Genomic DNA, 24,676 nt, shown 5'->3' on the forward strand with positions numbered 1-24,676 from the left:
GAGCGCAAATACCTCGCCCGGCGTTGAACTACCTCGCGAGATTTCGAACTACCTCGCGAAATTCGGGACTACCTCGGCGGGGCGCCGCCCAGGAGCGCGAGGGCGCCGCGGACGCCGCCGGCCTCGGTGAGCGTGCCCCGGGCGGCGGGCTCGTCGACCCCCGCCAGGAGCATGACGAGCGCCACCTGCACCTCGCCGCCCGCGTCGGCGAGGACGGGCGCGCAGACCTCGGGCGTCAGGCCGGACGCCTGGCTGAGCAGCCGCACGAGGCGCGCGCGCAGCTTCGCGTTGGTGGCACGGACGTCGACCATGAGGTTGGAGTACGTCTTGCCGAGCTGCACCATGGTGGCCGTCGAGAACGTGTTGAGCACGATCTTCTGCGCGCTGGCGGCCTTCATGCGCGTGGACCCGGTGACGGCCTCGGGCCCGGTGTCCAGCAGGATCGCGACGTCGACGCCGTCCGCGAGGGACGCCGTCGGGTTGGCGCTCACCAGGGCGGTGCGGGCGCCGCGCTCCCGCGCGAGATCCAGCGCCCCGCCGACGTACGGGGTGCGGCCGCTCGCCGCGAGCCCGACGACCAGGTCGCGGCGCCCCACGTGGTCCAGGTCGCGCCGCCCCGCCTCGACGTCGTCCTCGGCACCCTCGACGGAGAGGGTCATTGCGTCGGAGCCGCCGGCCAGGTGGGCGTCGAACCACTCGGGCCCGACGCCGTAGGTGGGCATCAGCTCGACGGCGTCGAGCACCCCGAGCCGCCCGGACGTGCCCGCCCCCGCATAGTGCACCCGCCCGCCGGCGCGGATCGCCGCCACCGCGAGCTCCACCGCCTGCGTGACCCGGAACCGTTCGGCGCGCACGACGCTCGCGACGCCCGCGTCCTCGTCGAGGATGAGCCGCACGACGTCGGCCGCGGGCAGCAGGTCGATGTCCGTGGTGCGCGGGTTGCGTTCCTCCGTGGGCGAGGTCATACGGGCCACGGCGAGCAAGTCGCCGTCCCCGGGCAGGCCGTCATCGGTCATCGGTTGCTTCCTCTCGGAGAGGTCAGGGGGCTCGGCGTCGTCGTGTGGCTCGGTGTCGTGAGGTGGCTCGGCGAGGTCGTCAGCACGAGGCGACGCACGGGTGCCCGGACGGCGGGCGCGGGCAGCGGCGTGGGCGGGGTCAACGACCCGAGAACCACGGGCCGCCGCGCGCCGGTGGCCTGCCGCCGGTGCGGCCCGGCGGCCGTGCCCGGCACGCCGTGGACGCCGAGGAAGCCCAGCAGCGCGAACAGGTAGGCCTCCTTGCCGTCTGCGGGCAGGCCCAGCTCGTCGGCGGTGACGAGCGCCGTCGTGGCCGGCAGCAGAGCCTGCAGCCGCTCGCGCAGCACGGGGTTGCGCGCGCCGCCGCCGGAGATCACGACCCGGTCCACGCCGCCGGCGGGGACCTGCTCCGCGAGCGACCTCGCGACGGTGGCCGCCGTGAGCTCGGTCAGCGTGGCGACGAGGTCGGCCGTGCTCAGGTCGTCGGCCCGCACGCCCGCGGCGGCGAGCCGTGTCGTGACGTACTCGCCGTCATAGAGCTCGCGGCCCGTGGACCGCGGTACGGGCAGGTCGTAGTACGGGTCGGCGAGGAGCGCCTCCAGCGCCGCGCCGTGTACCCGGCCCTGCGCCGCGAGCGCGCCGTCGGCGTCGAAGGGCCGCCCGGTGAGGCGCTGCACCGCGTGGTCGATCAGGCAGTTGCCGGGGCCGGTGTCCCAGGCGAGCACGGGTGTGTCGTGCGCGCCGACGATCGTCACGTTGGCGATGCCGCCCACGTTGAGCGCCGCCGTGTGCCGCGCCCCGTCCGCCGGGTCGTGACCCAGCCACAGCGCGTCGAGGATGCTGACGAGCGGGGCCCCCTGACCGCCGGCCGCGACGTCGGCCACGCGGAAGTCGCTCACCACCGGGCGGCGGGACCGCTCCGCCACCCACGCCGGGTTGCCGAGCTGCAGCGTGCCGCGCGTCCGCCCGGCCACCACCCAGTGGTGCAGCGTCTGGCCGTGCGACGCGACGAGGTCGGCGTCTCCCCCGGCCAGGTCGTCGACGGCGCGCCGGGCCGCGGCGCCGAGCTCCTGCCCGACGAGCGTGTCGAGCTGGCAGACCTCGCCCATGTCGACGGCGGCGGGCGGCAGCGCGGCGAGGATCCGCCGGCGCAGCTGGTCGGGCCACGGGTACTCCGTGTGGCCGAGCGGGCGCAGGTGCAGGGTGCCGTCCGCCCGCAGGTCGAGGTCGGCGGCCGCCGCGTCGATGGCGTCGACGCTGGTACCGGACGAGATGCCGATGACGATCATCGCCCCGCCTCCCCGTCGACGGCGTCGTCGGACCCCGCGAGCAGGGCCGCGGCCGCCTCGGCGTTCGCGCGGCCGGTGCCGCAGGCGAGAACGGCCGCGGGCGCGCCGCCGGGCAGCGTGGCCAGCCAGCGCGCTCCGGCGTCCGGTACGCCGGTGTGCACCACCACCAGGTCGGGCCGCACCTTCTGCAGCTCGGCGAGCCGGGAGTATTCGGCGCCGCCGGGCACCGGCTCGCGCGTCACGCCGACCACCGGCGAGGCCGCGGCCGCGCCGCCGACGAGCACGCCGTGCGCGCCCTCCTGCAGCTCCGTGAGCAGCGCGGCGAAGCCCGCGTCGTCGAGCGCCGGGTGCAGCACGGCGCCGGGCCACCGCTCGGCGACGGCGTGCTGCACGTGCTGGGCGGTGCGGCCGGCGGCGTGGTCGAGCCGCAGCCGCAGGTCCACGACATGAGGCTCGACGACAGGAGGCTCGGCGACAGGAGGCTCGACGACAGGAAGCTCGACGACATGGCGCGCGCCGGCGATCGCCACCGTGCCCGCCTCGCCCACCGCGCGCACGGCCTGCCGGGCGACGCGTTCCCCCACCGCGGCGAGCGCCTCCTGCGCGCGCCGCGCGGACTCCGGCCCCGGCGTCACCCCGGTCCGCTCGCGCCGGGCGCGGAGCCGGCGCACGAGCTCGTCCGTGCGCCGCCGGGAGGCGGCGAGCCGCTCGAGGCTCACGCGCCCGTCGGCGACGGCGGCGACGAGGGCCGCGACCGCGGAGCGGAACAGCGACGCGTCGTCGCGGTCCGACGTCGTGCCGAGGCACAGCAGGTCGGCCCCGCCCTCGACGGCGCGCACCGCCGCCTCGCCCACGTCCGCGCCGTCGGAGACGGCGCGCATGTCCAGGGCGTCCGTGATGACGGGCCCGGCGAAGCCGAGCTCGCGGGCGAGGGCGGCCACCGCCGGCTCGAGGGAGGCGGGCGCGGGGCCCAGGGCGGGCACCACCACGTGCGCCGTCATGAGCGTGTCGAGGGCGGGCCCCGCGCCTCCGTCCCCGCCGTCGTTCGGGAAGCCGGCGACGAACGGCACGAGGTCGCGGCGACGCAGGGTGTCGAGGTCGGCGTCGACGACGGGCAGCTCGAGGTGCGAGTCAGTGGTCGTGGACCCGTGCCCGGGGAAGTGCTTGGCGCACGTCCCGGCGCCGCCGCGGTGCAGCCCGCGCGCGAACGCGACGCCGTGCCGGGCCACCGCGCTCGGGTCGCCTCCGAAGGCGCGCACGCCGATCACCGGGTTCTCCGGCGTGTCGACGTCGAGCACCGGGGCCAGGTCGAGGTCGACGCCCGCCGCGGTGAGGAGCCGGCCCAGCGCCTCCCCGGCGTCGCCCGTCAGGCGCTCGTCGTCGACGACGCCGAGCGCGGCGGCGCCGGGCAGGGACGACCCCGCGGCGGCCTCGAGCCGCGAGACGTCCCCGCCCTCCTCGTCCGTCGCGACCAGCAGGTCGGGCGAGAGCGCGTGCAGCTGCGCCGTGAGGGCGGCCGTCGTCGCCAGGTCGGGCGTGTTGCCGGCGAAGAGCACGACCCCGGCCAGCCCGTCGCGCACGGCGCCGGCGAGCCACGGCGGCGGGGTGGTCCCCGTGAAGCCGGGCAGCAGCACGCCGTGCACCGCCCGCTCGACCTCGTCGGACGCGCTCACCCCTTCACCGCCCCGGCGGTCAGCCCGGACGCGAGGCGCCGCTGGACGATGATGAAGAAGATCATCACCGGCAACGTGATGATCGTGGAGGCGGCCATGATCGCGCCCCAGTCGTTGGAGTGCTGGCCGAAGAACGACCGCAGCCCGATGGCCACGGTGTAGTTCTGGGTCTCGCCCCCGAGCAGCGTCATCGCGAAGACGAACTCGTTCCACGCCGTGATGAAGCTGAAGATGCTCGTGGCCACCAGCCCCGGCGCCACGAGCGGGAGCAGGATCGAGCGGAACATCCGGCCCCAGGTGGCGCCGTCCAGATAGGCGGCCTCCTCGAGCTCGACCGGCACGGCCGCGACGAACCCGCGCAGCATCCAGATGCCGAACGGCAGCGCGAGCGCCACGTACACGACGACGAGGCCCACGAGGCTGCCCAGCAGCTGCAGGTCGCGCACCTGCACGAACAGCGGGATGACCAGCGCCTCCAGGGGCACCATCTGCACGATGAGCACCAGCATCAGCACCTGGGTGCGGAGCTTGAACCGGAACCGCGCGACGGCCACCGACGCGAGCAGCGCCAGCACCGACGACGCGACCACCGTGGCGAGCGCCACCACCAGCGAGTTGCGCAGGAAGACGTCGAACCCGCCGTCGGTCAGCACGAACCGGAAGTGGTCGAGGGTCGGCTCCGCCGGCACGAAGGACGCGCCGCGGCCGGCCTTCGCGTCGAACGCGCTCACGAGCATCCAGTACGCCGGGAAGAGCGTGAACACGAGCAGGAGCGTCACCGCCACGCCCTTGCCCATCTGGACCGCGCGCGGCGGTCGTCGGGACCCGCGCCGGACGGCGGGCGCGCGGCCGGCGTCCTGCCGGGGCGGTCTCGTCGCGACGCTCACAGCTCCTCCTCCTTCAGGATCGTCCGCACGTACGCGACGGTGATGCCGAGCAGCAGCAGGGTGAGCAGCACGGCGATCGCCGAACCGAAGCCGTACCGGTTCTGCCCGAACGACTCGACGTACGACCACACGCCGAGGTTGAGCACCTCGCGGTTGGTGCCCGCCCCGCCCGGCATGAGGTAGACCTGCGCGAAGACCTTGAAGTCCCAGATGGTCGACAGGATGATCACGACGGCGAAGATCTGCTTCAGCTGCGGCACGATCACAGAGAAGAAGCGGCGCCACGAGCCGGCCCCGTCGATCTCCGCCGCCTCGAGCAGCTCCTTCGGCACGCCCAGCAGGCCGGCCAGCACGGTGATCGCCACGAACGGGAAGCCGTGGTGCACCACGTTGAGCAGCACGATCGCGTAGAACGACCACCGGTCGGTGAACCAGTTGACGGGCTGGTCCTGCAGCCCGAGCACCTGCAGCACGTGGTTGAACACGCCCCGGTCGGCGTCGAAGATCCATACCCACACGTAGGTGCCGGTGACGGCGGGCATGGCCCAGGCGGCCATGATCGCGCTCGAGACGATCGTGCGCCACACCCGGCCCAGCGAGGCCAGGAGCACCGCGACCGCGGTGCCGAAGACGACGGTGCAGCCGACGGAGGCGATCGCGAACAGCACGGTGTTGGGCAGCACGACCTGCCACAGCTGGGCGGAGGTGAAGACCTCGACGTAGTTGGCCAGGCCGATCCAGTTCGGCTCGCCGGAGACGATCTCGCGCAGCCCGTAGTCCTGCAGGGAGAACAGGGTGACCTTGACCAGCGGCCACAGGAGAAGCACCGCCAGCACCAGCAGCGCCGGCGCGAGCAGCATCCATGGCCGGATACGGGCGATGACGGACTTGCCGACCGGACGGCGCCCGCCGCCCTCGGGCTGGTGCCCGGGGGCGGCGGGTGCCGCAACGGGGAGAGTGCTCGCCATCCGTCAGCTTCCGCCGTTGAGCAGCGAGGTCATCTCCTCGGCCGCCTTCTTGCTGGCGGTCGCCACGTCCTCCTCGCCGGAGAGGATCGACTGCATCATCGTTCCCGTCGTCGCCTTGGCCTGGACGGCGCCGAAGTGGGGTGAAACCGGCACGGACGCGCCGCCCTCGACGAACTGCTGCGCGAACGGCGCGACCAGCGGGTCGGTGCTCTGCAGCGTCTCGTCGAGCAACGACTTCTGGCCGGGGAAGTAGCCGGCCTGCTCGCCCCACTGCGTGGCGAACTCACCGGTCGTCATGAGCTCGACGAACTCGAAGGCGAGGTCCGGCTCCTCGGCCGTGGAGAACACGCTCAGGTGCGAGCCGCCCAGCACCGACGGCGACATGCCGCCGTCCTTGCCCGGGATCGGCACGGCCGCGAACTTGCCCTCCATGTCCGCGTTGGCCTCGACGATCGCGCCCGGCGTCCAGGAGCCCATGATCGCCATGCCCACGTCGCCCTGCGCGAACGCGTCGAGCACGTCGGTCTCCTTCCAGGTGGTGGCCCCGGCCGAGGAGTAGCCGTCCTTGGCCAGGCCCGTCCAGAAGCTCAGCCCCTCCTGCGCCTCCGGGCTGTCGAGGCCCGACGTCCAGGTGTCGCCGTCGAGCGTCGCGACCTCGCCCCCGGCGCCCCACATCCACGGGTACACCGTGAACTCGGCGTCGCCGGGCACCGCCACGGCGAGCTTGTCCGGGTACTTCGCCTTGACGGCCTTGGCGGCCGACTCGAGCTCCGCCCACGTGGTGGGCGGCTCCACTCCGGCCTCCTCGAAGATCTCCGTGTTGTACACGAGGGAGCGCACCCCCGCGTACCACGGCATGCCGTAGAGCTGCCCGTCGTAGGTGCCCGCCTCGACCAGGCCGTCCACCAGGTCGTCGCCCAGCCCGGCGTCCGCGACGTAGTCGTCCAGGGGCGCGAGCGCCCCGGCGTCGGCGAACTCGGGCGTCCAGGTGGTGCCGGTCTCCGCCACGTCGGGCGTGGTGCCGCCCGCGATCGCGGTGACGAACCGGTCGTGCGCGTCCGCCCACTCGACGAACTCGACGTTGAGGTCGGCCCCGGTCTGGTCCTTGAAGGCCGTGCCGACCTCGTCGAAGAAGGCGTCCGCGCTGGGGTTCGTGCCCTGCATGATCCACACGTCGAGGGTCTTGCCCTCGCCGCTGGCGCCGTCGCCCCCGTCGTCGTCCGAGCCGCCGCCACAGGCAGCGACGCCGAGCGCCACGAGCGCCGCCGTCGTCACCCCCACGGTCGTCCGGGTCCACATGTCTCGCCGCATCGTCATCCTCCCCTGGCGGCCCCCCGGGGCCGCCCCCTCGTACGCGGCACCGCCATTCTCACGGTCGTGCGCCGGCGTCCTCGCGGTCGTGTCGTCCCGACGTCCCCGTCGTCCGGCGTGACGTCGTCGTCTCGCTGTCGTAGTGATCGCTGGTGTGCGTGCGGCGACGCCCGGACTGAAAGGAAGTTCCGGGGAGTCGCCCTATGAGGGAGATTACTGACCCCGAGGCGATCACGAAAGCCCCCGCACACATTCGTGACAGGACGGTGACCTCGGGCCCGGGCGGTTCTGGCGGCTAGCGCGGGTCAGGGAACGCGGTTGATCCAGGCCGCGTTGCCGAACTTGGTCCGCACGAGATCCTCGGCGCGCTCGAGCTCCTCGGGTCGCAGCTGCGAGTCGGTGGTGCGGTACTGCGCCTTGAAGTGCGCCTCGAAGGCGTCGATGATCGCGTCGCGCGACATGCCGGTCTGCGAGCGCAGCGGGTCCACCCGCTTGTTCGCGCTGGTCGTGCCCTTGTCGGACAGCTTCTCCCGGCCGATCCGCAGCACCTCGAGCATCTTCGCGTTGTCGATGTCGTACGCCATCGTCATGTGGTGCAGCACCGCGCCGCCCGCGAACCGTTTCTGCGCGGACCCGGCGAGCTTGCCGGCCGGCGAAGCGACGTCGTTCAGGCCCGAGAAGCTAGCCTCGACGCCCACGTCCTGCAGGGCGCCGAGCACCCACGAGTCCAGGAACGCGTAGGACTGCTCGAAGGACAGGCCGTCGACCAGGGAGGCGGGCACCACCAGGGAGAACGTCACGCAGTTGCCCGCCTCCATGAACATCGCGCCGCCGCCGGAGATCCGGCGCACCACGGTCACCTCGTGCTCCCGCACCCCCACCGGGTCAACCTCGTTCTTCAGCGACTGGAACGAGCCGATGAAGACGGCCCGCTCGGTCCAGTCCCAGAACCGCAGCGTGGGGCCGCGGCGTCCCGCCGCCAGCTCCTCGGTGAGCACCTGATCGAGGGCCGCGAGCGTCGCCGGCGGCAGCGGGCCGGGGCGCAGCACCTCGAACGTGTGGTCGTCCCACGACGTGGCCATGCCCAGCGCCCGGCGCACCGCGACGGCCACCGCCCACGCGTCGAAGCCCATCATCGTCACGGGCCCGGCCAGTCGGCGGTCCTGCTCGGCGATGCGCAGCCCGTCGTCGACGGCCCGTGCGAGCTCGCTCGTGGACGCCTCCCGCGGCAGCCCGACCAGGGCCGAGTCGATCACCTCGAGCGCCTCGTCGGGCTCCAGAAAGAAGTCGCCACTGAGCCGGACGTCGGTCAGCAGCCCGTCGCGCGCCTCGAGGTCGACCGTCACGAGCTTGCCACCGGGAACCTTGTACTCACCATGCACCTCTCCACGGTAGCCGCGGCGAGGCCCCTCCGGACGCGGCGTCGGTCACACCGCGATGCCAGCGGGCGAGATTCCTTTCGTAAGGTGCCCGATCTTAGAAAATGACTGCCACACTGGGACGCGTGACCAGCCGGGACGCCCAGGACGCCGCCATCCCGCACGTCGTCGCCGTCGATGTCGGCGGCAGCGGCGCCAGGCTCGTGGCCGTGCCGCAGCAGCCCCACCTGCCGCATGCCACCACCGACGGCGCCCCGCTCACCCTCACCGGGCGCCCCGTGCGCATCACGGCGGACGGGAGCGACGCGGCCGACGTCGTCGCCGAGCTCGTCGCCGACCTGGCGCGGCAACGCCCCGGGCTCCGGGTCGCGGCGGCCGCCGCGTCCGTCACCGGCCTCCCCTCGCTCGTCCGCGACCCCGACGTCGTGCACGCCGCGCTCGCCGAGGGCCTCGGCGCCGACCGCACCGCCGTCGCCTCGGACGCACTCGCCGCGCACCTGGGCGCGCTGGGCGGGCGCCCCGGGGCCGTGGCGGCCGTAGGGACCGGCGCCATCGTGCTCGCCACCGACCTGCACCGGCGCTGGCACCGCGTGGACGGCTGGGGGCACCTGCTGGGCGACCTGGGCTCCGGCTCGTGGATCGGCGCGCGCGGGCTGCAGGCGGCGATCGCCGCGCACGACGGCCGCCCGGGCACCACCTCCCCCACCCTCCTGGCCGCGGCGCTGGAACGCTTCGGGCCGGTCGAGGGCTGGCCGGCCGCGCTCTACGGCCGCGCCGACCGCGCCCACGTCCTCGCGTCGTTCACCCCCGCCGTCGCCGACGCCGCCCGGGCCGGCGACCTGGTCGCGAACGCCGTCCTGCACGACGCCGGCACCCACCTCGCCGCGAGCATCGCCGCCGCGCTGCGGCCCGGTATCCCCCCGCTCGCCGCCGTGACCGGCGGCATCGCGGGCATCGGCGACGCCGTCACCACCCCGCTCAAGGCGCGCCTGGCCGCGCTGCGGCCCGACGTCCGCCTCGTCCTGGCCGACGGCAGCCCGCTCGACGGGGCGCTGCGCCTGGCCAGGTCGCTGCCCGACGGCGGGTTCGTCGAGCCGTATCAGCCCTGGCTCACCGTCCGGCCGTCCGACCTACCGTCCGTCCCACCGACCGCCGGCGCCCGGCGGGAAGGAGACCACCCCGCATGAACGGTGACGTTCTCGTCCGGCTCCGCCAGACGCTGCCCACGCTGCGCCCCGCCGAGGCCCGGATCGCCGAGGTGGTGCTCGACGACCCGCCCGGCGTGGTGGGTGCCACCATCACCGAGCTCGCCGCGCGCGCCGGGACGTCGCAGGCGACGGTCGTACGGTTCTGCCGCGCGGTCGGGTACGCCGGCTACCCCGAGTTCCGCATCGACCTCGCACAGGCGACGAGCCGCCGCGCCGTCGAGCTCGAGCGCTCCGGCATCGCCGAGGGCGAGATCAACCGGACCGACACCGCGACCGACGTCGTGTCCAAGATCGCCTTCCACGAGGCGCGGACGATCGAGGAGACCGCGCGCATGCTCGACCTCGACGCGCTCGAGCGGGCGGTCGAGGCCGTGGCCGCGGCGCCCCGCGTCGACGTGTACGGCGTCGGGTCCAGCGGCCTGACCGCGCAGGACCTCGCGCAGAAGCTCGCCCGCATCGGCATCGCCTGCTTCGCTCCCGTGGACGTGCACGGCCAGCTCCAGTCCGCGGCCCTGCTCGGCGAGGGCTGCGTCGCCGTCGCCGTCTCGCACACGGGCGCCACGATCGAGGCGCACCAGGCCCTCTCCCTGGCCCGGGACGCCGGCGCCACCACCGTGGCCGTGACCAACTTCCCCGCCTCGCCGCTGGCCGAGCTCGCGGACGTCGTCCTCTCGACGACGGCCCGCGAGACACAGTTCCGGTCCGGCGCCATGTCGAGCCGCATCGCCCAGCTCGCGGTGGTCGACTTCCTCTTCGTGCGCGTGGCCCAGCGCCGCTACGACGCGACCACCGCGGCACTCAAGGTCACGTACGACGCCGTGCAGGCGCACCGTCTGCCGACCAAGACCCGCTGAGCCGTCAGCGCGGCTCGATGCCAGCGTGCAGCAGGCCGTACACGTACGCGTCGATCAGCGACTCCCAGGCCGCCTCGATGACGTTCGGGCCGACGCCGACCGTCGACCACGAGTGCTGGCCGTCCGTGGTCTCCACCAGCACGCGAGTGGTCGCGTCCGTGCCCTGCTGGGCGTCGAGGATGCGCACCTTGAAGTCGATGAGCTCGAACTTCTCGATCTGGGGGTACGCACGCGCCAGCGCGCTGCGCAGCGCCTGGTCGAGGCCGTTGACGGGGCCGTTGCCCTCCCCCGTCGCCACGATGCGCTCGCCGCCGGCATGCAGCTTGACCGTGGCCTCCGCCACGGCGTCGGCGTCCCGGCTCGCGGCGTCGTGCTCCGCGCTGCCAGCGACCGTCTCGACGATGGTGCGCCAACTCTCGACCCGGAAGTACGACTGGCGTGCGCCCGTGAGCTCCTCGCGCAGCAGCAGCTCGAACGACGCGTCCGCCGCGTCGAACGTGTACCCCCGCGCCTCGGCGTCCTTGACCCGCGTCGTGACGCGGGTGAGCAGCTCGCCCTGCCCGCTGAGGTCGTAGCCCAGCTCGCGTCCCTTGAGCTCGATCGACGCCCGGCCCGCCATGTCCGACACGAGCATGCGCATGTCGTTGCCCACGGCGGTCGGGTCGATGTGCTGGTACAGGTCCGGGTCCACCTTGATGGCGCTGGCGTGCAGGCCGGCCTTGTGCGCGAAGGCGCTGGCACCCACGTACGGCTGACGCGCGTACGGCGAGATGTTGGTGATCTCGGCGACGGCGTGCGCGATGCGGGTGGCCTCCTCGAGGCCCTCGCCCGCCAGGGTGCGCAGGCCGTGCTTGAGCTCCAGGTTCGCGACGACGGTGACGAGGTCGACGTTGCCGGTGCGCTCGCCGTACCCGTTCACGGTGCCCTGCACATGCCCGCACCCGGCGGCCACCGCCGCCAGGGTGTTCGCGACGGCGCAGCCGGAGTCGTTGTGCGCGTGCACGCCGAGCAGGGGGTCGCCGGCGGCGGCGTCCAGCACGTGCGGCATCCCCAGGGACTCGCGCAGCTCGGTCACGACGTCCGTGACCCAGTGCGGCAGCATGCCGCCGTTGGTGTCGCACAGCGCCACGACCTCCGCGCCCGCGGCGAACGCGGCCTCCACCGCGGCGCGCGAGTACGCCGGGTCGGTCCGGTATCCGTCGAAGAAGTGCTCGGCGTCCACCACGACGCGCCGCCCCTCGCCCACCAGGAAGGCGACCGTGTCGCTGATCATCGCGAGGCCCTCGTCGCCCGTGGTGCGTAGCGCCCGCTCGACGTGGCGGACGTCGGACTTGGCCACGAGCGTCACGACCGTGGCCTCGGCGTCGAGGAGGGCCCGCACCTGCGGGTCGTCCCAGGCGCGGGTCCCGGCCTTGCGCGTGGCGCCGAAGGCCGCGAGGACGGCGTGCCTGAGGTCGAGCTCCTTGGCCGCACGGCGGAAGAACTCGGTGTCCTTGGGCACGGCGCCCGGCCAGCCGCCCTCGATGAAGCCCACACCGAGCTCGTCCAGCAGCGGCGCGATGGCCAGCTTGTCCGCCACCGAGAGGTTCATGCCCTCCTGCTGCGCGCCGTCGCGCAGGGTGGTGTCGTACACGTGGAACGGGGTGGCGGTCATGCGGGACTCCCCACGTCGGTGACGCGGCGGCCGGGGCGGCCGGGCATCGAGGAAATCTGGGCGATCAGGTCAACAAAAAAGACCCTCCGGGGGTACGGAAGGTCTGCGCGTCCGGTGGGGTGGGCCGGACGCGCTACAGAATGATGAGCGAGCGACGCTGGTGCGCGAGGCGTGTCATGGGCCACATGGTGCCACACCCGGCGGGGGACGTCACGGAGGTCCCACCGGGCGGACCGGGCGGTCCCGGGCGGAGCGGAACGCAGACGCCGACCCGGAGCGCCACAGGGCGCGGCGGACGATTCCGTGCTCGGCTGGGGGCAGGAGCACCGAGACCCTGCTGTACCGCGAGCGAGGAGATCGCATGAGCCACGATCAGCGCCCGGTCCCACCGCCGGACCAGCCGGAGCGGCCGCCCGGCGTGCTGCCGGGTGCCGGGTCCGGTCCGCGGCCGGAGGGCCCCGTGCCCCCGCGCGCGGTCCGGCCGAGGCTCGACGCGCCGCGGTTCTGGGCGGGCGCGGGCGCCACCGTACTGGTATGCGCGCTGCTCGGCCTGGCGGCCGAGGTCATCCTCGACGGCGTGCTGGGTCTGGACCTGCAGGCGCCCCCGGACCTGGTCGGCCTCGGGTCGCCGGAGACGTCGTGGGCACTGGCGGGTGCCATCTTCGCGTTGCTCGGGGCCGCTGTGCTGCACCTGCTGGTGCTGTCGGCGCCCCGTCCCCGCATGTTCTTCGGCTGGGTCGTGACGCTGGCGACGGTGATCCTGGCGGCCCTGCCGTTCACGGGCTCGCCGGCGCTCGCCACGGCCGCGGCCACCGCGGCCGTCTGGGTGCTGCTCGGCATCGCCGTCTGGTCGATGCTGACGCAGGTGCTGGGCCGCACCCTGGTCCGCAGCTGACCTACGACGGGTCCGACCAGGCCACGACGCGCTCTTGTGCATCGGGCTCGAGGTAGGCCAGCAGCGCCTCGCCCTCCGCCTCGGCCTCGGCGCGGGCGGCGTCGTCGACGTCCACGAGCGCGACCACCCGCAGGGTGGCCTGGTCGCCGTCGCGCTCGGCGGACCAGGTGCCGGCCACGCGCCCGTCGACCAGCACGGTGGGCAGCACGTCCGCGTTGCGGCGGTAGACCGTCGCGGCGTGGGCGGGGTCGACGACGCGGTCGCGCACGTCGTGCGCCACCAGCAGGTGGTCCCAGCGGGACAGGAAACGCACCGGGGACGGCACGTCCCCGGGCACGACCTCGGCGTCGGCCAGGTCGAGCAGCGCACGCCCGTCGGGCGCCTCGTAGGCGCGCAGCTTGAGGAGCGCGAGCGCGCGCTTCATCGCGCCGACGCCCCGCACGCCGAGCCCGCGCGCGATGTCCGCGAGGGACGCCGGGCCGAACGCGCCCAGGTAGGTCGCGACCGCCCGGGCGCGCGCCTCGTCCGGGGCGAACGTGGGCAGCGGGTGCGGCAGCACGTCGGCCAGCCAGCGGGCGCCGGCCATGTAGCGCACGGCCACGTGCGAGCCCCACAGGCCGCTCGGCGGCACGTGCACGAGGCCGCCGCCCGCGCTCGCTAGCCGCCACCAGGCGCGGCTCACGCCGCCCGGGATCGCGGCGACGGCGTCGACGCCCGGGTACCGCTCGGCGGCGAACGCCTCCACCTCGTCGAGCGTGCGCGGCTCGGCGCAGTACGCGCGCACGACGGCGTTGAGACCCACGAGGTCGACGCCGGCGCGCCTGGCGCTCGCCCGCCACGCGGCGAGCCGCTGCTCGGCCGAGACCGCGTCGAGGAGGGGCCAGTCCGCGCTCGACACCAGGTGCAGCGTCGACCGCATCACGGTCGCCTTCACCACCGAGCCGGAGGTCAGCGCCTCTTCGAGCCCGGCGATCGTCTGCCGTGCCCGGCGCGACCAGAGCGCGACGTACGGCATGTTGGCGTGCTGGGCCTGCAGCCCGCCCACCCGCCCGACGACGGTGGGGACGTCGTCGTCGGAGCGGGCGAGCAGCTGCTGGCGGGCGAGCGTGGTGCGGTTGACCTCGTCGGCCGTGATCGGGGTGGGCATCGAGAAGGGGCCTCCGTCCCTGGTCGTGACCGACCGCACCTGCCCACCACCTCCCGCGGCGACGCGTCAGGCGAGCCGGCGCATCCATCCGTGCCGGTCCTCGGACCGACCGTACTGGATGTCGGTGAGCTCCTCGCGGACCGCCATCGTGAGCTCGCCGGGCGTGCCGCCGCCGACCTCGCGGTCGAACGTGTCGCCGGCCAGCCGGCCCACCGGGGTGATGACGGCCGCGGTGCCGCACGCGAAGATCTCACGCACGGACCCGTCCGCGAGGCCCGCGACGACCTCGGCGAGGGGGATGCGGCGCTCCACCACCGCGTGGCCGCGGTCGGCGACGAGCTGCAGGATCGACGAGCGCGTGACGCCCTCGAGGATGGAACCCGTCAGCTCCGGCGTGTGCACCGAGCCGTCGGCCATGACCACGAAGACGTTCATGCCGCCGAGCTCTTCGAGGTAGGTGTTCGTCAGGGCGTCGAGGAAGCACACCTGGTCGCAACCCTGCTCCTGCGCGACCACCTGCGGCAGGAGGCTCGCGGCGTAGTTGCCGCCGCACTTGGCGTCGCCGGTGCCGCCCGGACCGGACCGGTGGTAGTCCTCTGCCACCCAGATCGACACGGGTTTGACGCCGCCGGCGAAGTACGGGCCGACGGGCGAGGCGATGACGAGGTACTCGACCTCGGTCGCCGGGCGGACTCCGAGGAACGACTCGGAGGCGAACATGAACGGGCGCAGGTACAGGCTCGAGTCCTCACCGTCCGGCACCCAGGCGACGTCCGTGCGCACGAGCGCCGCGACGGAGCCGACGAAGTCGTCCACCGAGAGACCGGGCAGGGCGAGCCGGTGCGCCGACCGGGCGAACCGCGCGGCGTTGGCGTCCGGGCGGAATGTCCAGACCGAGCCGTCGGCGTGCTTGTACGCCTTCATCCCCTCGAAGATCTCCTGCGCGTAGTGCAGGACCGCGGTCGCGGGGTCGAGCTGCAGCGGGCCGTACTTCTCGATGCGCCGGTCGAGCCAACCGTCCTCCTGGCGCCACGTGATGCGGGCCATGTGGTCGGTGAACACGGTGCCGAACCTGGGCGCCTGGAGCGCGGCCTCGCGCTCGGCATCCGGGGTCGGCGTGTCCGTGGCACGGACGTCGAAGAGTACGACGAGGTCCTCGAGCTCGGCCGGGAGGATGCCCGACCCGTCAGTGCTCGGGGCCGCGGCGGAGGTGGTGCTGGAAGTTGTCATGATCGGGGGCCTTTCACCGGGGTGACCCCTGTAGTTTTCCACGACCGCGCGCCCTGTGGGCGCCGACGTCGCTCCGACCACAGCGGTCACCTGGACGGACAGGGATGTCGGGTGATCGATGGGGGCGACGGGCGGTGACTCGGACGACTCGTCCGACGACGCGGTGCGGGCGGCGCCGCGTCGTCCGGTGACGACGGTGGGACCGCCGTCAGCCGATGACGCGAGCGGCGAGATCGCGCCCGACCTCGGCCGTCGTACGTACTCGGTCGCCGTGCTCACTCGAACGCCCTGCAGATCGGTCGGCAAGGTCGGCCGCGACGGCCGCCTCCACCCGGGCGCTCTCGGCGGACAGCCCGAGGTGGTCGAGCAGGAGGGACACCGACAGCACCGTGGCGGTGGGGTCGGCCTTGCCCTGGCCGGCGATGTCGGGCGCCGAACCGTGCACCGGCTCGAACATGGACGGCGCAGTGCGGTCGGGGTTGATGTTCGCCGACGCCGCAAGGCCGATGCCGCCGGTGATCGCGGCGGCCTGGTCGGTGAGGATGTCGCCGAAGAGGTTGTCCGTGACGATGACGTCGAAGCGCGACGGGTTCGTGGTGAGGAAGATCGTCGCGGCGTCCACGTGCAGGTAGTCGGTCGTGACGTCGGGGAACTCGGCGTTCACGGCCTCGACCGTGCGGCGCCACAGGTGCCCGGCGTGGACCAGCACGTTGTGCTTGTGCACCAGCGTGAGGTGCTTGCGCGGCCGGGCCTGGGCGCGGGCGAAGGCGTCGCGGACGACGCGCTCGACGCCGAACGCGGTGTTGACCGACACCTCGGTGGCGATCTCGTGCGGGGTGCCGACCCGCAGGGCGCCGCCGTTGCCGACGTACGGCCCCTCGGTGCCCTCGCGCACGACGACGAAGTCGACCTCGCCCGGGTTCGCCAGCGGGCTCGTCACGCCGGGGTAGAGCTTGCTGGGGCGCAGGTTGACGTAGTGGTCCAAGGAGAAGCGAAGCTTGAGCAGCAGCCCGCGCTCGAGCACGCCCGACGGCACACTCGGGTCGCCGATGGCGCCCAGCAGGATCGCGTCGTGACCCCGGATCGCCTGGAGGTCGGCGTCCGTGAGGGTGTCGCCCGTCGCGTGCCAGCGGCGCGCGCCCAGGTCGAACTCGGTGGTGGAGACCTTGACGTCCGAGCCGGACACTGCCGCCTCGAGGACAGCCAGTCCCTGCTCCACGACTTCGGTGCCGATGCCGTCGCCGGCTACCACTGCAAGGTCGATGTTCCGCGTCATGAGGCTGAGGCTATGCCCGCCAGGTCATGATGCGGACACTGATCTCGCTCTCCGGACGGCGCTCCCGTGCCCGGTCAAATGTCTGGACCCGGGCCACGGGGTCGCCCACGATCGCCGGATGACCCAGGACGACGAACTCACGCCGTACTTCGACGCGGCCGCAGCGAACCTGACCTTCAACTCACCGCTCGGCGACGCCCGCGCGGCCGACCTGCTGGGCCGGCTCTCCCCGCCGTCGCCCGACGCGCGCGTCCTCGACCTCGGGTGCGGCTCCGGCGAGCTGCTGCTGCGGCTGTGCGATCGCCACGGCGTCGCCGGCGACGGGGTCGACCAAGACCGGGGCGACCTCGAGCGCGCCCGGCGCGGTGCCCGCGACCGAGGGCTCGCGGACCGCGTCACGTTCCACCAGGCGGACGCGTCCGCCTGGGACCGCCCCGCGCCCGTGGTGCTCAACGTCGGCGCCGGGTACATCTGGGGCGACACCGCGACCGCACTCGCCGCGCTGCACGGGCTCACCGAGCCGTCCGGGACACTGCTGTTCGGCGACGGCGTCTACGAGGCCGAGCCGGACGCGGCGGTCCGCGAGGACTTCGGCGACATGCCCGACCTCGCGACGCTCGCCCGGATCGCCACCGACGCCGGCTTCCGGGTGCTGCACGCCGCCACGTCTTCCCTGGGCGAATGGGACGACTTCGAGTCCGACTGGCGCGCCGGCGTCGAGCGCGTCGGCACCCCCGGCGCGCGGGCCTTCGCCGACCAGCGGCGCGACGAGTACCTGGGCGGCTACCGCGGCGTGGTCGGCTTCGCCTGGCTGGTCCTCACGCCGGCCTAGACCCTGCGGTCGGCGCACGTGCCGGACCTCGGCGAGGTCGAGCCGTACGTCGACGTCGCGCGAGCCGTCGGGGTAGAACCCGTTGCGCTCGTAGCACCCCTGCCGCACTCAGTTGCGCACCCACGCCCTCGGAGCGCACCCGGCGCGCAATCGTCCCCAGATGTGATGTCTCAGGACGTCGGTGACGGTTCTGCATCAGGACATGGGTGACGATCGGTATGTCAGGACTTTGGTAACGCTTCGGCGATCTTGGGGCGAGGCCCGCGGGGTCGTCCGTTGCCGACGTACTTGATGCCGGGTGCGGCCCGTCGACCGCGCACGCCTGCGCAGCTCGTAGAACGACTTGCGCGAGATGCCGTACTCCACACAGAACGTCGTCACCGACCCGCGCGGCGCGTCATCCGGCCACCTCGAGATCGCGAGACGGACACGAGGATCGACAGGTTCGCTGGCAGCCATCCCAACAGCCTCAGCGACGACGAAGTGTCACCACCAAGATCGCTGGAACTGTCACCGATGTCCTGATGCAGAACTGTCACCGATGTCCTGCGAGATGACACGATCGTCCACAGATCTGACTGAGGGTCTAGAACAGGTGTTCGAATCTCGGTAGACTCGGGGTATGACGACGACGCTCCCCGACCGTGCGGCTGACAGGGCCGCCGCCCCGGCGGACGATGTCGCGCGGATGCGCCAGGAGGCGTCCCGGCTGGCGGGGATGGCGCGGACCTGGGCGCCGGGAATCACCGAGCTTCTGGACGCGGAACGCCGACCCACCGGACCGGGCGGTCAGAGCCGGACGGCCGCTGCACTCGGTGCCCGCACGGTGCCGACGCTGGCGGACCTGGACACCGCGCTGGACGAGATCACCGCCATCGAGGCCCGGGTCGCCACGCTGCACGCCCGACGGGCGGAGCTCGTCGCGCACGTCATGGTGCTGGCCGAGGCGCTGGAGCTCGATCTGGTCGACGACACCGACCCGGTCGTGCGCTCGGCGCCGAGCGCACGACGCCTGGAGCTCGCCCGTCGTGCCGTCACCGCCGAGCTCGCGACCACCCTGCACGTCGGGGAGCACGCCGCGGGCACCCTGGCCGACCATGCCCTCACCCTGACCGGCAAAGCACCCGCGACCCTCGCAGCCCTCCGCGCGGGACGACTCTCGTGGGCGCACGCCATCGCGGTGTCCAAGCACGTGGCCGACCTCACCTCTGCCGAGGCCGCCCACGTCGAAACCTCGGTCCTGACCACGGCCGTCGGCACCGACACCGTCACGTGCACCCCCGCCCAGCTCGGGCGCCACGCCCGCTGCGCCCGCGAGACCGCACACCCGGTCCCGGCCGACGTCCGCCACACCGAAGCCGTCACCCGTCGCTCCGTCTGGCTCGACGACGGCGCCGACGGCATGGCCTGGCTGGTCGCCAGCTTGCCCGCCGCCCTCGCGCACGCCGCCTACGACCGGATCACCCGCACCGCACGACACCTCATCGCCGATGACCGCACCAGCGGCACCCGTGGCATCGGCGGCGAGAACATCCGGGACGGGCGCACCCTCGGCCAGGCCCGCGCCGACACCCTCGCGGCCCTGCTTCTCGACGACGGCACCCTCGACCGCTCCCCCGTCGGCCACTCCACCCCAGCCGACGTTCACGACGCGGACGACGCGGACGACGCAGGCGACGCAGGCGACGCAGGCGACGACCGCATCGCCGTGCTGCTGCACGAGCAATCCGCGATGGCGTCCCTCGCGCGCTCGATCCGCCCCCAGGTCACGGTCACCGTGCCCGCGCTGACCCTGCTCGGCATCACCGACGCCCCGGCCACCATGAACGGCCACGTCCCCATCGACCCGGAAACGGCCCGGCGGCTCACCGCCCTGGCACCCTCGCTCCGGCGGATCCTGACCCATCCCGAGACCGGCACCGTCCTGTCCGTCGGCCGTACCACCTACGCGGTGCCCGCCGACCTCAAGAACCTCGTCACGACCCGCGACACCACCTGCCGCTTCCCCGGCTGCACGCACCCCGCACGGACGGCCGACCTCGACCACACCACCGCCTGGGTCGATGGCGGCGCCACCAGCGCCACCAACCTCACGGCGCTCTGCCGCCGACATCATGTCCTCAAGCACCAGTCGTCATGGCAGGTCGCCCGGGTCCCCGCCGCGGGCGAATCGGGAACCGGCTGGGGCAGCACCCTCGAATGGACCTCGCCCACGGGCCGCACCCACATCACCCGAACAGAGCCCATCGACACCACCCGCCACCGCACGGTGCCCCACGGTCACGAACCACCGGACCACGACGCACCGGACGATTCACGCGCAGCTCTCAGTCGCGGAACAGGACCTTGAACCGCTCGCACACGACCTGCATCGACGGGTCGAACTCGCCTCCGGCGGCAGCCTGCGTGCGACGCCAGAAGCGCTCGTGCTCCGTGCGCCACGACTCCAAGGTGCGGTCGTCCTCGCCCTCGAGATAGGCGTGCTCGGCCGTGACCTGGTCGAACGGCACCGTCTCGACCCGCGTCGTGCGGATCAGGGCCCGCGGCTCCCCCTCGCCGTCGAGCAGGATCGACAGGTCCCCCTTGCCCGGGAGCGGCTCCTCAGCCACCTCGTATTCGACGACGAGCGACGCCGTGGCCGTCTTGGTCCCGTCGAGGACGAAAGCCAGGAGCGCGTCCGCGAGCGCCGGGTTGTCGCCGAACGCCCAGGCCGGCGGGGGCACCACGTTCTCCGACCGCTCGCCCACCGCACCGCCGTGGCTGGTGCGGCCGGCGCTCGGCCGGGCAGCGTCCCAGAACCGGGTGATGCTGTCGGCCTGCTCGGTGTCGTCCAGCCCCGGGTTCGCGTCGTCGGTCATGGGCCCATCCTGCCAGGATGACCGGTGTGGACACCCGCGTCGCCGCCTACGCCCTCGTCGTCGAGGACGGACAGATCCTGTTGCCCCACTGGTCCAGCCCTGCAGGCTCCGGCTGGACGATGCCTGGCGGGGGCGTCGATCCCGGCGAGCACCCGGAGGACGCGACCGTCCGCGAGCTGCGCGAGGAGACCGGCTACCACGTAGTGCTCGACGGCTTGCTCGGGGTGGACAGCATCGTCATCCCCACCGGGGGCCGGGTGGTCGACGACGTCCCGCTGGACCAGCCGCTGCACGGCATCCGGATCGTCTACCGCGCGCACGTTGTCGGCGGCGAGCTCACCGCCGAGGCCAACGGCTCCACCGACGACGTCGCGTGGCACCGGCTGGCCGACGTCGACGCCCTCGACCGTGTAGAGCTCGTGGAAGTCGTCCGGCGCTGGGCCGGCCTGCTGGACTGACACCCGCCGGACGCACGTGCGGCCGCCGGCCGGGGGTCTCCCGGGCGGCGGCCGCGCGCGTCGCTGCTGACGGTGTGGGTCAGCGAGCGGCACTGCCCTCCGTGTAGTCGGAGTCAGCGGGCTTGATCCACGAGAACATCTTGCGCAGCTCGCGACCGGTGGTCTCGATCGGGTGCGCCTCGCCCTTCTCGCGCAGGGCGGTGAACTCCGGCGCGCCGGCGTCCTGGTCGGCGATGAAGCGCTCGGCGAAGGCACCGTTCTGGATGTCCGCGAGCACCGCCTTCATGTTCTCCTTGACGTGCGGGTCGATGACCCGCGGGCCTGAGACATAGTCGCCGTACTCGGCCGTGTCGGAGACCGACCAGCGCTGCTTGGCGATGCCGCCCTCGACCATGAGGTCGACGATGAGCTTCAGCTCGTGCAGCACCTCGAAGTACGCGACCTCGGGCTGGTAGCCCGCCTCGGTCAGGGTCTCGAAGCCGTACTGGACCAGCTGCGAGGCGCCACCGCACAGCACGGCCTGCTCGCCGAACAGGTCGGTCTCGGTCTCCTCGGTGAAGGTGGTCTTGATGCCGCCGGCGCGCAGGCCGCCGATGCCCTTCGCGTAGGACAGGGCGAGGCCCCAGGCGGAGCCGGAGGCGTCCTGCTCGACGGCGACGATGACCGGCACGCCGCGGCCGTCGACGTACTCGCGGCGCACGATGTGGCCCGGGCCCTTGGGGGCGACCATGAGCACGTCGTGGCCGGCCTCGGGCTTGATGTAGCCGAAGCGGATGTTGAAGCCGTGCCCGAAGACGAGCGCCGCGCCCTCGTTGAGGTTCGGGGCGATGTCGTCGCGGTACACGTGCCGCTGCACCTGGTCCGGCGCGAGGATGACGACGACGTCGGCTTCCTTGACGGCGTCGGCGACGGACAGCACGCGCAGCCCCTCGTCCTCGGCCTTCTTCACGGACGCCGAGCCCTCGCGCAGGCCCACGCGGACGTCGACGCCCGAGTCACGCAGGTTCAGCGCGTGCGCGTGCCCCTGGCTGCCGTAACCGATGACGGCGACCTTGCGCTGCTGGATGATGGACAGGTCGGCGTCGTCGTCGTAGAACAGCTCAGCCACGGTGATGCTCCTTGATCTCGGTACTTCGTGGGTTTCGGTGGGTCACCGGCAGGGTGACGGTACGCCGTCCGCCTCAGGCGGTGCGCACGCGCTCCAGCGCTCGGTCGGTGATGGATCGCGAGCCGCGGCCCACCGCGAGGGTGCCGGACTTCACGATCTCGCGGACGCCGTAGGGCTCGAGCGCCCCGAGCAGGGCGGACAGCTTGGCGTCGGTACCCGACGCCTCGATGACGACCGTGTCGGGCACGACGTCGACGACGTGGGCACGGAACAGCTCGACGACCTCGAGCACCCCCGACCGCGTGGTCGCGTCGGCCCGCACCTTGACGAGCATGAGCTCGCGCTGCACGGACGACTCGGGGTCGAGCTCGACGATCTTGATGACGTTGACCAGCTTGTTGAGCTGCTTGGTCACGTGCTCGAGCGGGTGAGACTCGACGTCGACCACCACGGTGATGCGCGAGATCTCCTCATGCTCGGTGGGGCCCACGGCGAGGGAGTGGATGTTGTACGCGCGGCGCGCGAACAGCGCGGAGACGCGGGTGAGGACGCCCGGCTTGTTCTCGACCAGCACGGACAGGGTGTGACGCGACATGAGTGGCTCCGTCTCTGCTCGTCGGCCGGTCAGTCTTCGGTGTTCATGGGTCGGATCGAGACTGCATTCCGCTGCAGCCGAGTGCCTTGCTTCGCTGCGGCCCTCAACTTCCGCTTCATTCCGCTCAATCCTCCCGGTCCCACGCGGGCGAGATGCCACGCGCGTACTGGATGTCGTCGTTGGGCACGCCGGCGGCGACCATCGGCCAGACCATCGCGTCGCGCGAGACGGTGAAGTCCACGACCACGGGGCGGTCGTCGATCTCCTGCGCCCGCTTGATGGCGGCGTCCACGTCGCGCTCGTGCTCCACCCGGATGCCCTCGCAGCCGTAGGCGTCGGCAAGCTTGACGAAGTCCGGGATGCGCACCGTGCCGTGGCCGGTGTGCAGGTCGGTGTTCGAGTACCGCTCGTCGTAGAACAGCGTCTGCCACTGCCGCACCATGCCCAGCGAGCTGTTGTTGATCACCGCCACCTTGATGGGGATGTCGTTGATCGCGCAGGTGGCAAGTTCCTGGTTGGTCATCTGGAAGCAGCCGTCGCCGTCGATGGCCCACACCTCGCGGTCCGGCTCGCCCACCTTGGCGCCCATGGCCGCCGGGACGGCGAAGCCCATCGTGCCGAGCCCCCCGGAGTTCAGCCAGCTGCGGGGCCGCTCGTAGCGGATGAACTGCGCCGCCCACATCTGGTGCTGGCCCACGCCCGCGGCGTAGATCGCGTCCGGCCCCGCCAGCGCGCCGAGCCGCGAGATCACGTGCTGCGGCGACAGGTGTCCGTCGGCGGTGGCCGTGAAGCCCAGGGGGTATGTCTCGCGCCACGTGTCGAGCTGGTGCCACCAGGCGCCCAGGTCCGGCTTGCCCACCTTGGCGTGCTCGACCTCGAGCGCGGGGACGAGGTCGGCGATCACCTCGCGCAGGTCGCCCACGATCGGGACGTCCACGGGACGGTTCTTGCCGATCTCGGCGGGGTCGATGTCGGCGTGCACGACGGCGGCGTGCGGCGCGAAGCTCGACAGCCGGCCGGTCACCCGGTCGTCGAACCGGGCGCCCAGCGCGACCACGAGGTCGGCCTTCTGCAGTGCGGCGACGGCGGGGACCGTGCCGTGCATGCCGGGCATCCCCAGCTGCTGCGGGTGGCTGTCGGGCACCGCGCCGCGGGCGGTGAGCGTCGTGACGACGGCCGCCCCGGACGTGTCGACCAGCCGGCGCAGCTCCGCCGACGCGCCCGCGCGGATCACGCCGCCACCCACGTACAGCACGGGCCGGCGCGCCGTCGCGAGCAGCTTGGCCGCCTCGCGGATCTGCTTGCCGTGCGGCTTGGTCACCGGGTGATAGCCGGGCAGCGCCAGCTCGGGCGGCCAGGAGAAGGTGGTGGCGGCCGCCATCGCGGACTTCGCGATGTCGACCAGTACCGGCCCCGGGCGGCCCGTCGACGCGATGTGGAACGCCTCGGCGATCGTGCGCGGGATCTCCGCCGGGTCGGTGACCAGGTAGGAGTGCTTGGTGATCGGCATCGTGATGCCGACGATGTCGGCCTCCTGGAACCCGTCGGTACCGATGAGCGACTCGGCGACCTGGCCGGTGATCGCGACCATCGGGACGGAGTCCATGTGGGCGTCCGCGATGGGCGTCACCAGGTTGGTCGCGCCGGGGCCCGAGGTCGCCATCGTGACGCCGACCTTGCCCGTCGCGTGGGCGTACCCCTCGGCCGCGTGCCCGCCGCCCTGCTCGTGCCGCACCAGCACGTGGCGGATCTGCTTGGAGTCCATGAGCGGGTCGTAGAGCGGAAGGATCGCGCCGCCCGGGATGCCGAAGACGTTCTCTACGCCCACCGACTCGAGGGAGCGGACGATCGACTCGGCGCCGGTGACCTCCTCACCGGACACGGCTCGGTCGGCGGGTCGCGGCGTCGTCGTGCGCGCGGCCACCTGGGCGGGGGTCGGGTTCGGCTGGACCATCGGTCTCTCCTGCCGGTCGGTCTGCGGGGCGAAAGTGTCGGTGCAATGAAAAACCCCCCGGTCCCGGAATGCAGGGACTGACGA

General features: G+C 73.1%; 21 protein-coding genes. 6 read left to right on the forward strand and 15 right to left on the reverse strand.

Annotated elements, in window-relative coordinates; all coding sequences use genetic code 11:
• Nucleotides 1-68 precede the first annotated feature (68 nt).
• The 7 genes from AC1C2V_RS11725 to lplB all read right to left on the reverse strand — a co-directional run bounded on the left by AC1C2V_RS11725 (nt 69) and on the right by lplB (nt 8,526).
• On the reverse strand, nt 69-1,016 hold the full coding sequence (locus AC1C2V_RS11725) for an N-acetylmuramic acid 6-phosphate etherase (protein ID WP_495389788.1): 948 nt from the start codon (nt 1,014-1,016) through the stop codon (nt 69-71).
• Entirely contained in the window at nt 1,013-2,305 is a 1,293-nt protein-coding gene (locus AC1C2V_RS11730) for an anhydro-N-acetylmuramic acid kinase (RefSeq protein ID WP_495389789.1), read from the reverse strand. The genes AC1C2V_RS11725 and AC1C2V_RS11730 overlap by 4 nt, the downstream gene beginning before the upstream one ends.
• Nucleotides 2,302-3,978 (reverse strand): glycoside hydrolase family 3 N-terminal domain-containing protein, encoded by a 1,677-nt coding sequence (locus tag AC1C2V_RS11735; protein WP_495389790.1) that lies wholly within the window; start codon nt 3,976-3,978, stop codon nt 2,302-2,304. Before AC1C2V_RS11735 ends, AC1C2V_RS11730 begins: the two co-directional genes overlap by 4 nt.
• Nucleotides 3,975-4,775: a carbohydrate ABC transporter permease gene (locus AC1C2V_RS11740; protein ID WP_495389834.1), complete on the reverse strand. Its 801-nt coding sequence runs from the start codon at nt 4,773-4,775 to the stop codon at nt 3,975-3,977. Before AC1C2V_RS11740 ends, AC1C2V_RS11735 begins: the two co-directional genes overlap by 4 nt.
• 86 nt (nt 4,776-4,861) lie before the next feature.
• Nucleotides 4,862-5,833: a carbohydrate ABC transporter permease gene (locus tag AC1C2V_RS11745; protein WP_495389791.1), complete on the reverse strand. Its 972-nt coding sequence runs from the start codon at nt 5,831-5,833 to the stop codon at nt 4,862-4,864.
• A 3-nt stretch (nt 5,834-5,836) separates the two neighbouring features.
• A complete protein-coding gene (locus tag AC1C2V_RS11750; protein ID WP_495389792.1) occupies nt 5,837-7,144 on the reverse strand; it encodes a sugar ABC transporter substrate-binding protein in 1,308 nt (435 codons plus the stop codon).
• A gap of 305 nt (nt 7,145-7,449) precedes the next feature.
• Nucleotides 7,450-8,526 carry a lipoate-protein ligase small subunit gene (gene lplB / locus AC1C2V_RS11755; protein ID WP_495389793.1) on the reverse strand — a complete coding sequence of 359 codons (1,077 nt, stop codon included), beginning with the start codon at nt 8,524-8,526 and terminating at the stop codon, nt 7,450-7,452.
• A gap of 122 nt (nt 8,527-8,648) precedes the next feature.
• Here lplB and AC1C2V_RS11760 point away from each other — a divergent pair, with 122 nt between their 5' ends.
• Both AC1C2V_RS11760 and AC1C2V_RS11765 read left to right on the forward strand, forming a co-directional pair.
• The gene (locus AC1C2V_RS11760) at nt 8,649-9,710 is read left to right on the forward strand and encodes an N-acetylglucosamine kinase (protein WP_495389794.1); all 1,062 of its coding nucleotides are present in this window, start codon (nt 8,649-8,651) and stop codon (nt 9,708-9,710) included.
• Complete coding sequence (locus tag AC1C2V_RS11765; RefSeq protein ID WP_495389795.1) at nt 9,707-10,585, forward strand: MurR/RpiR family transcriptional regulator; 879 nt, start codon at nt 9,707-9,709, stop codon at nt 10,583-10,585. The genes AC1C2V_RS11760 and AC1C2V_RS11765 overlap by 4 nt, the downstream gene beginning before the upstream one ends.
• A 4-nt stretch (nt 10,586-10,589) precedes the next feature.
• Here AC1C2V_RS11765 and cimA read toward each other — a convergent pair whose 3' ends face one another.
• Nucleotides 10,590-12,239, reverse strand: a complete 1,650-nt coding sequence (cimA, locus tag AC1C2V_RS11770) for a citramalate synthase (protein WP_495389796.1) — start codon at nt 12,237-12,239, stop codon at nt 10,590-10,592.
• A gap of 361 nt (nt 12,240-12,600) precedes the next feature.
• Between cimA and AC1C2V_RS11775 the strand changes: the two genes are divergently transcribed.
• Nucleotides 12,601-13,134: a DUF6069 family protein gene (locus tag AC1C2V_RS11775; RefSeq protein WP_495389797.1), complete on the forward strand. Its 534-nt coding sequence runs from the start codon at nt 12,601-12,603 to the stop codon at nt 13,132-13,134.
• A gap of 1 nt (nt 13,135) precedes the next feature.
• Here the strand turns inward: AC1C2V_RS11775 and AC1C2V_RS11780 are convergent, their stop codons facing one another.
• The 3 genes from AC1C2V_RS11780 to AC1C2V_RS11790 form a co-directional block, all read right to left on the reverse strand.
• Nucleotides 13,136-14,281, reverse strand: a complete 1,146-nt coding sequence (locus AC1C2V_RS11780; RefSeq protein ID WP_495389798.1) for a winged helix DNA-binding domain-containing protein — start codon at nt 14,279-14,281, stop codon at nt 13,136-13,138.
• A 66-nt stretch (nt 14,282-14,347) separates the two neighbouring features.
• On the reverse strand, nt 14,348-15,511 hold the full coding sequence (locus tag AC1C2V_RS11785; RefSeq protein ID WP_495389799.1) for a branched-chain amino acid aminotransferase: 1,164 nt from the start codon (nt 15,509-15,511) through the stop codon (nt 14,348-14,350).
• 208 nt (nt 15,512-15,719) lie between these two features.
• Complete coding sequence (locus AC1C2V_RS11790) at nt 15,720-16,787, reverse strand: 3-isopropylmalate dehydrogenase (RefSeq protein ID WP_495389800.1); 1,068 nt, start codon at nt 16,785-16,787, stop codon at nt 15,720-15,722.
• Nucleotides 16,788-16,905: 118 nt separating this feature from the next.
• On the opposite strand from AC1C2V_RS11790, the gene AC1C2V_RS11795 reads away from it, so the two are divergent.
• Together AC1C2V_RS11795 and AC1C2V_RS11800 are read left to right on the forward strand one after the other, a co-directional pair.
• Nucleotides 16,906-17,619 (forward strand): SAM-dependent methyltransferase, encoded by a 714-nt coding sequence (locus AC1C2V_RS11795; RefSeq protein ID WP_495389801.1) that lies wholly within the window; start codon nt 16,906-16,908, stop codon nt 17,617-17,619.
• Between the two features lie 622 nt (nt 17,620-18,241).
• Nucleotides 18,242-19,969 (forward strand): HNH endonuclease signature motif containing protein, encoded by a 1,728-nt coding sequence (locus AC1C2V_RS11800; protein WP_495389802.1) that lies wholly within the window; start codon nt 18,242-18,244, stop codon nt 19,967-19,969.
• Here AC1C2V_RS11800 and AC1C2V_RS11805 read toward each other — a convergent pair.
• Nucleotides 19,947-20,477: an ASCH domain-containing protein gene (locus tag AC1C2V_RS11805; protein ID WP_495389803.1), complete on the reverse strand. Its 531-nt coding sequence runs from the start codon at nt 20,475-20,477 to the stop codon at nt 19,947-19,949. The two genes, AC1C2V_RS11800 and AC1C2V_RS11805, sit on opposite strands and share 23 nt — an antisense overlap.
• 17 nt (nt 20,478-20,494) lie before the next feature.
• On the opposite strand from AC1C2V_RS11805, the gene AC1C2V_RS11810 reads away from it, so the two are divergent.
• Entirely contained in the window at nt 20,495-20,935 is a 441-nt protein-coding gene (locus AC1C2V_RS11810) for an NUDIX hydrolase (protein WP_495389804.1), read from the forward strand.
• A gap of 79 nt (nt 20,936-21,014) precedes the next feature.
• Here the strand turns inward: AC1C2V_RS11810 and ilvC are convergent, their stop codons facing one another.
• The 3 genes from ilvC to AC1C2V_RS11825 all read right to left on the reverse strand — a co-directional run bounded on the left by ilvC (nt 21,015) and on the right by AC1C2V_RS11825 (nt 24,592).
• Nucleotides 21,015-22,043 carry a ketol-acid reductoisomerase gene (gene ilvC, locus AC1C2V_RS11815; RefSeq protein ID WP_495389805.1) on the reverse strand — a complete coding sequence of 343 codons (1,029 nt, stop codon included), beginning with the start codon at nt 22,041-22,043 and terminating at the stop codon, nt 21,015-21,017.
• A gap of 73 nt (nt 22,044-22,116) precedes the next feature.
• The gene (ilvN, locus tag AC1C2V_RS11820; protein WP_495389806.1) at nt 22,117-22,638 is read right to left on the reverse strand and encodes an acetolactate synthase small subunit; all 522 of its coding nucleotides are present in this window, start codon (nt 22,636-22,638) and stop codon (nt 22,117-22,119) included.
• 124 nt (nt 22,639-22,762) lie between these two features.
• Nucleotides 22,763-24,592: an acetolactate synthase large subunit gene (locus AC1C2V_RS11825; protein WP_495389807.1), complete on the reverse strand. Its 1,830-nt coding sequence runs from the start codon at nt 24,590-24,592 to the stop codon at nt 22,763-22,765.
• Between the last annotated feature and the right edge of the window lie 84 nt (nt 24,593-24,676).

It is taken from the genome of Isoptericola sp. Y541 (assembly GCF_059445465.1).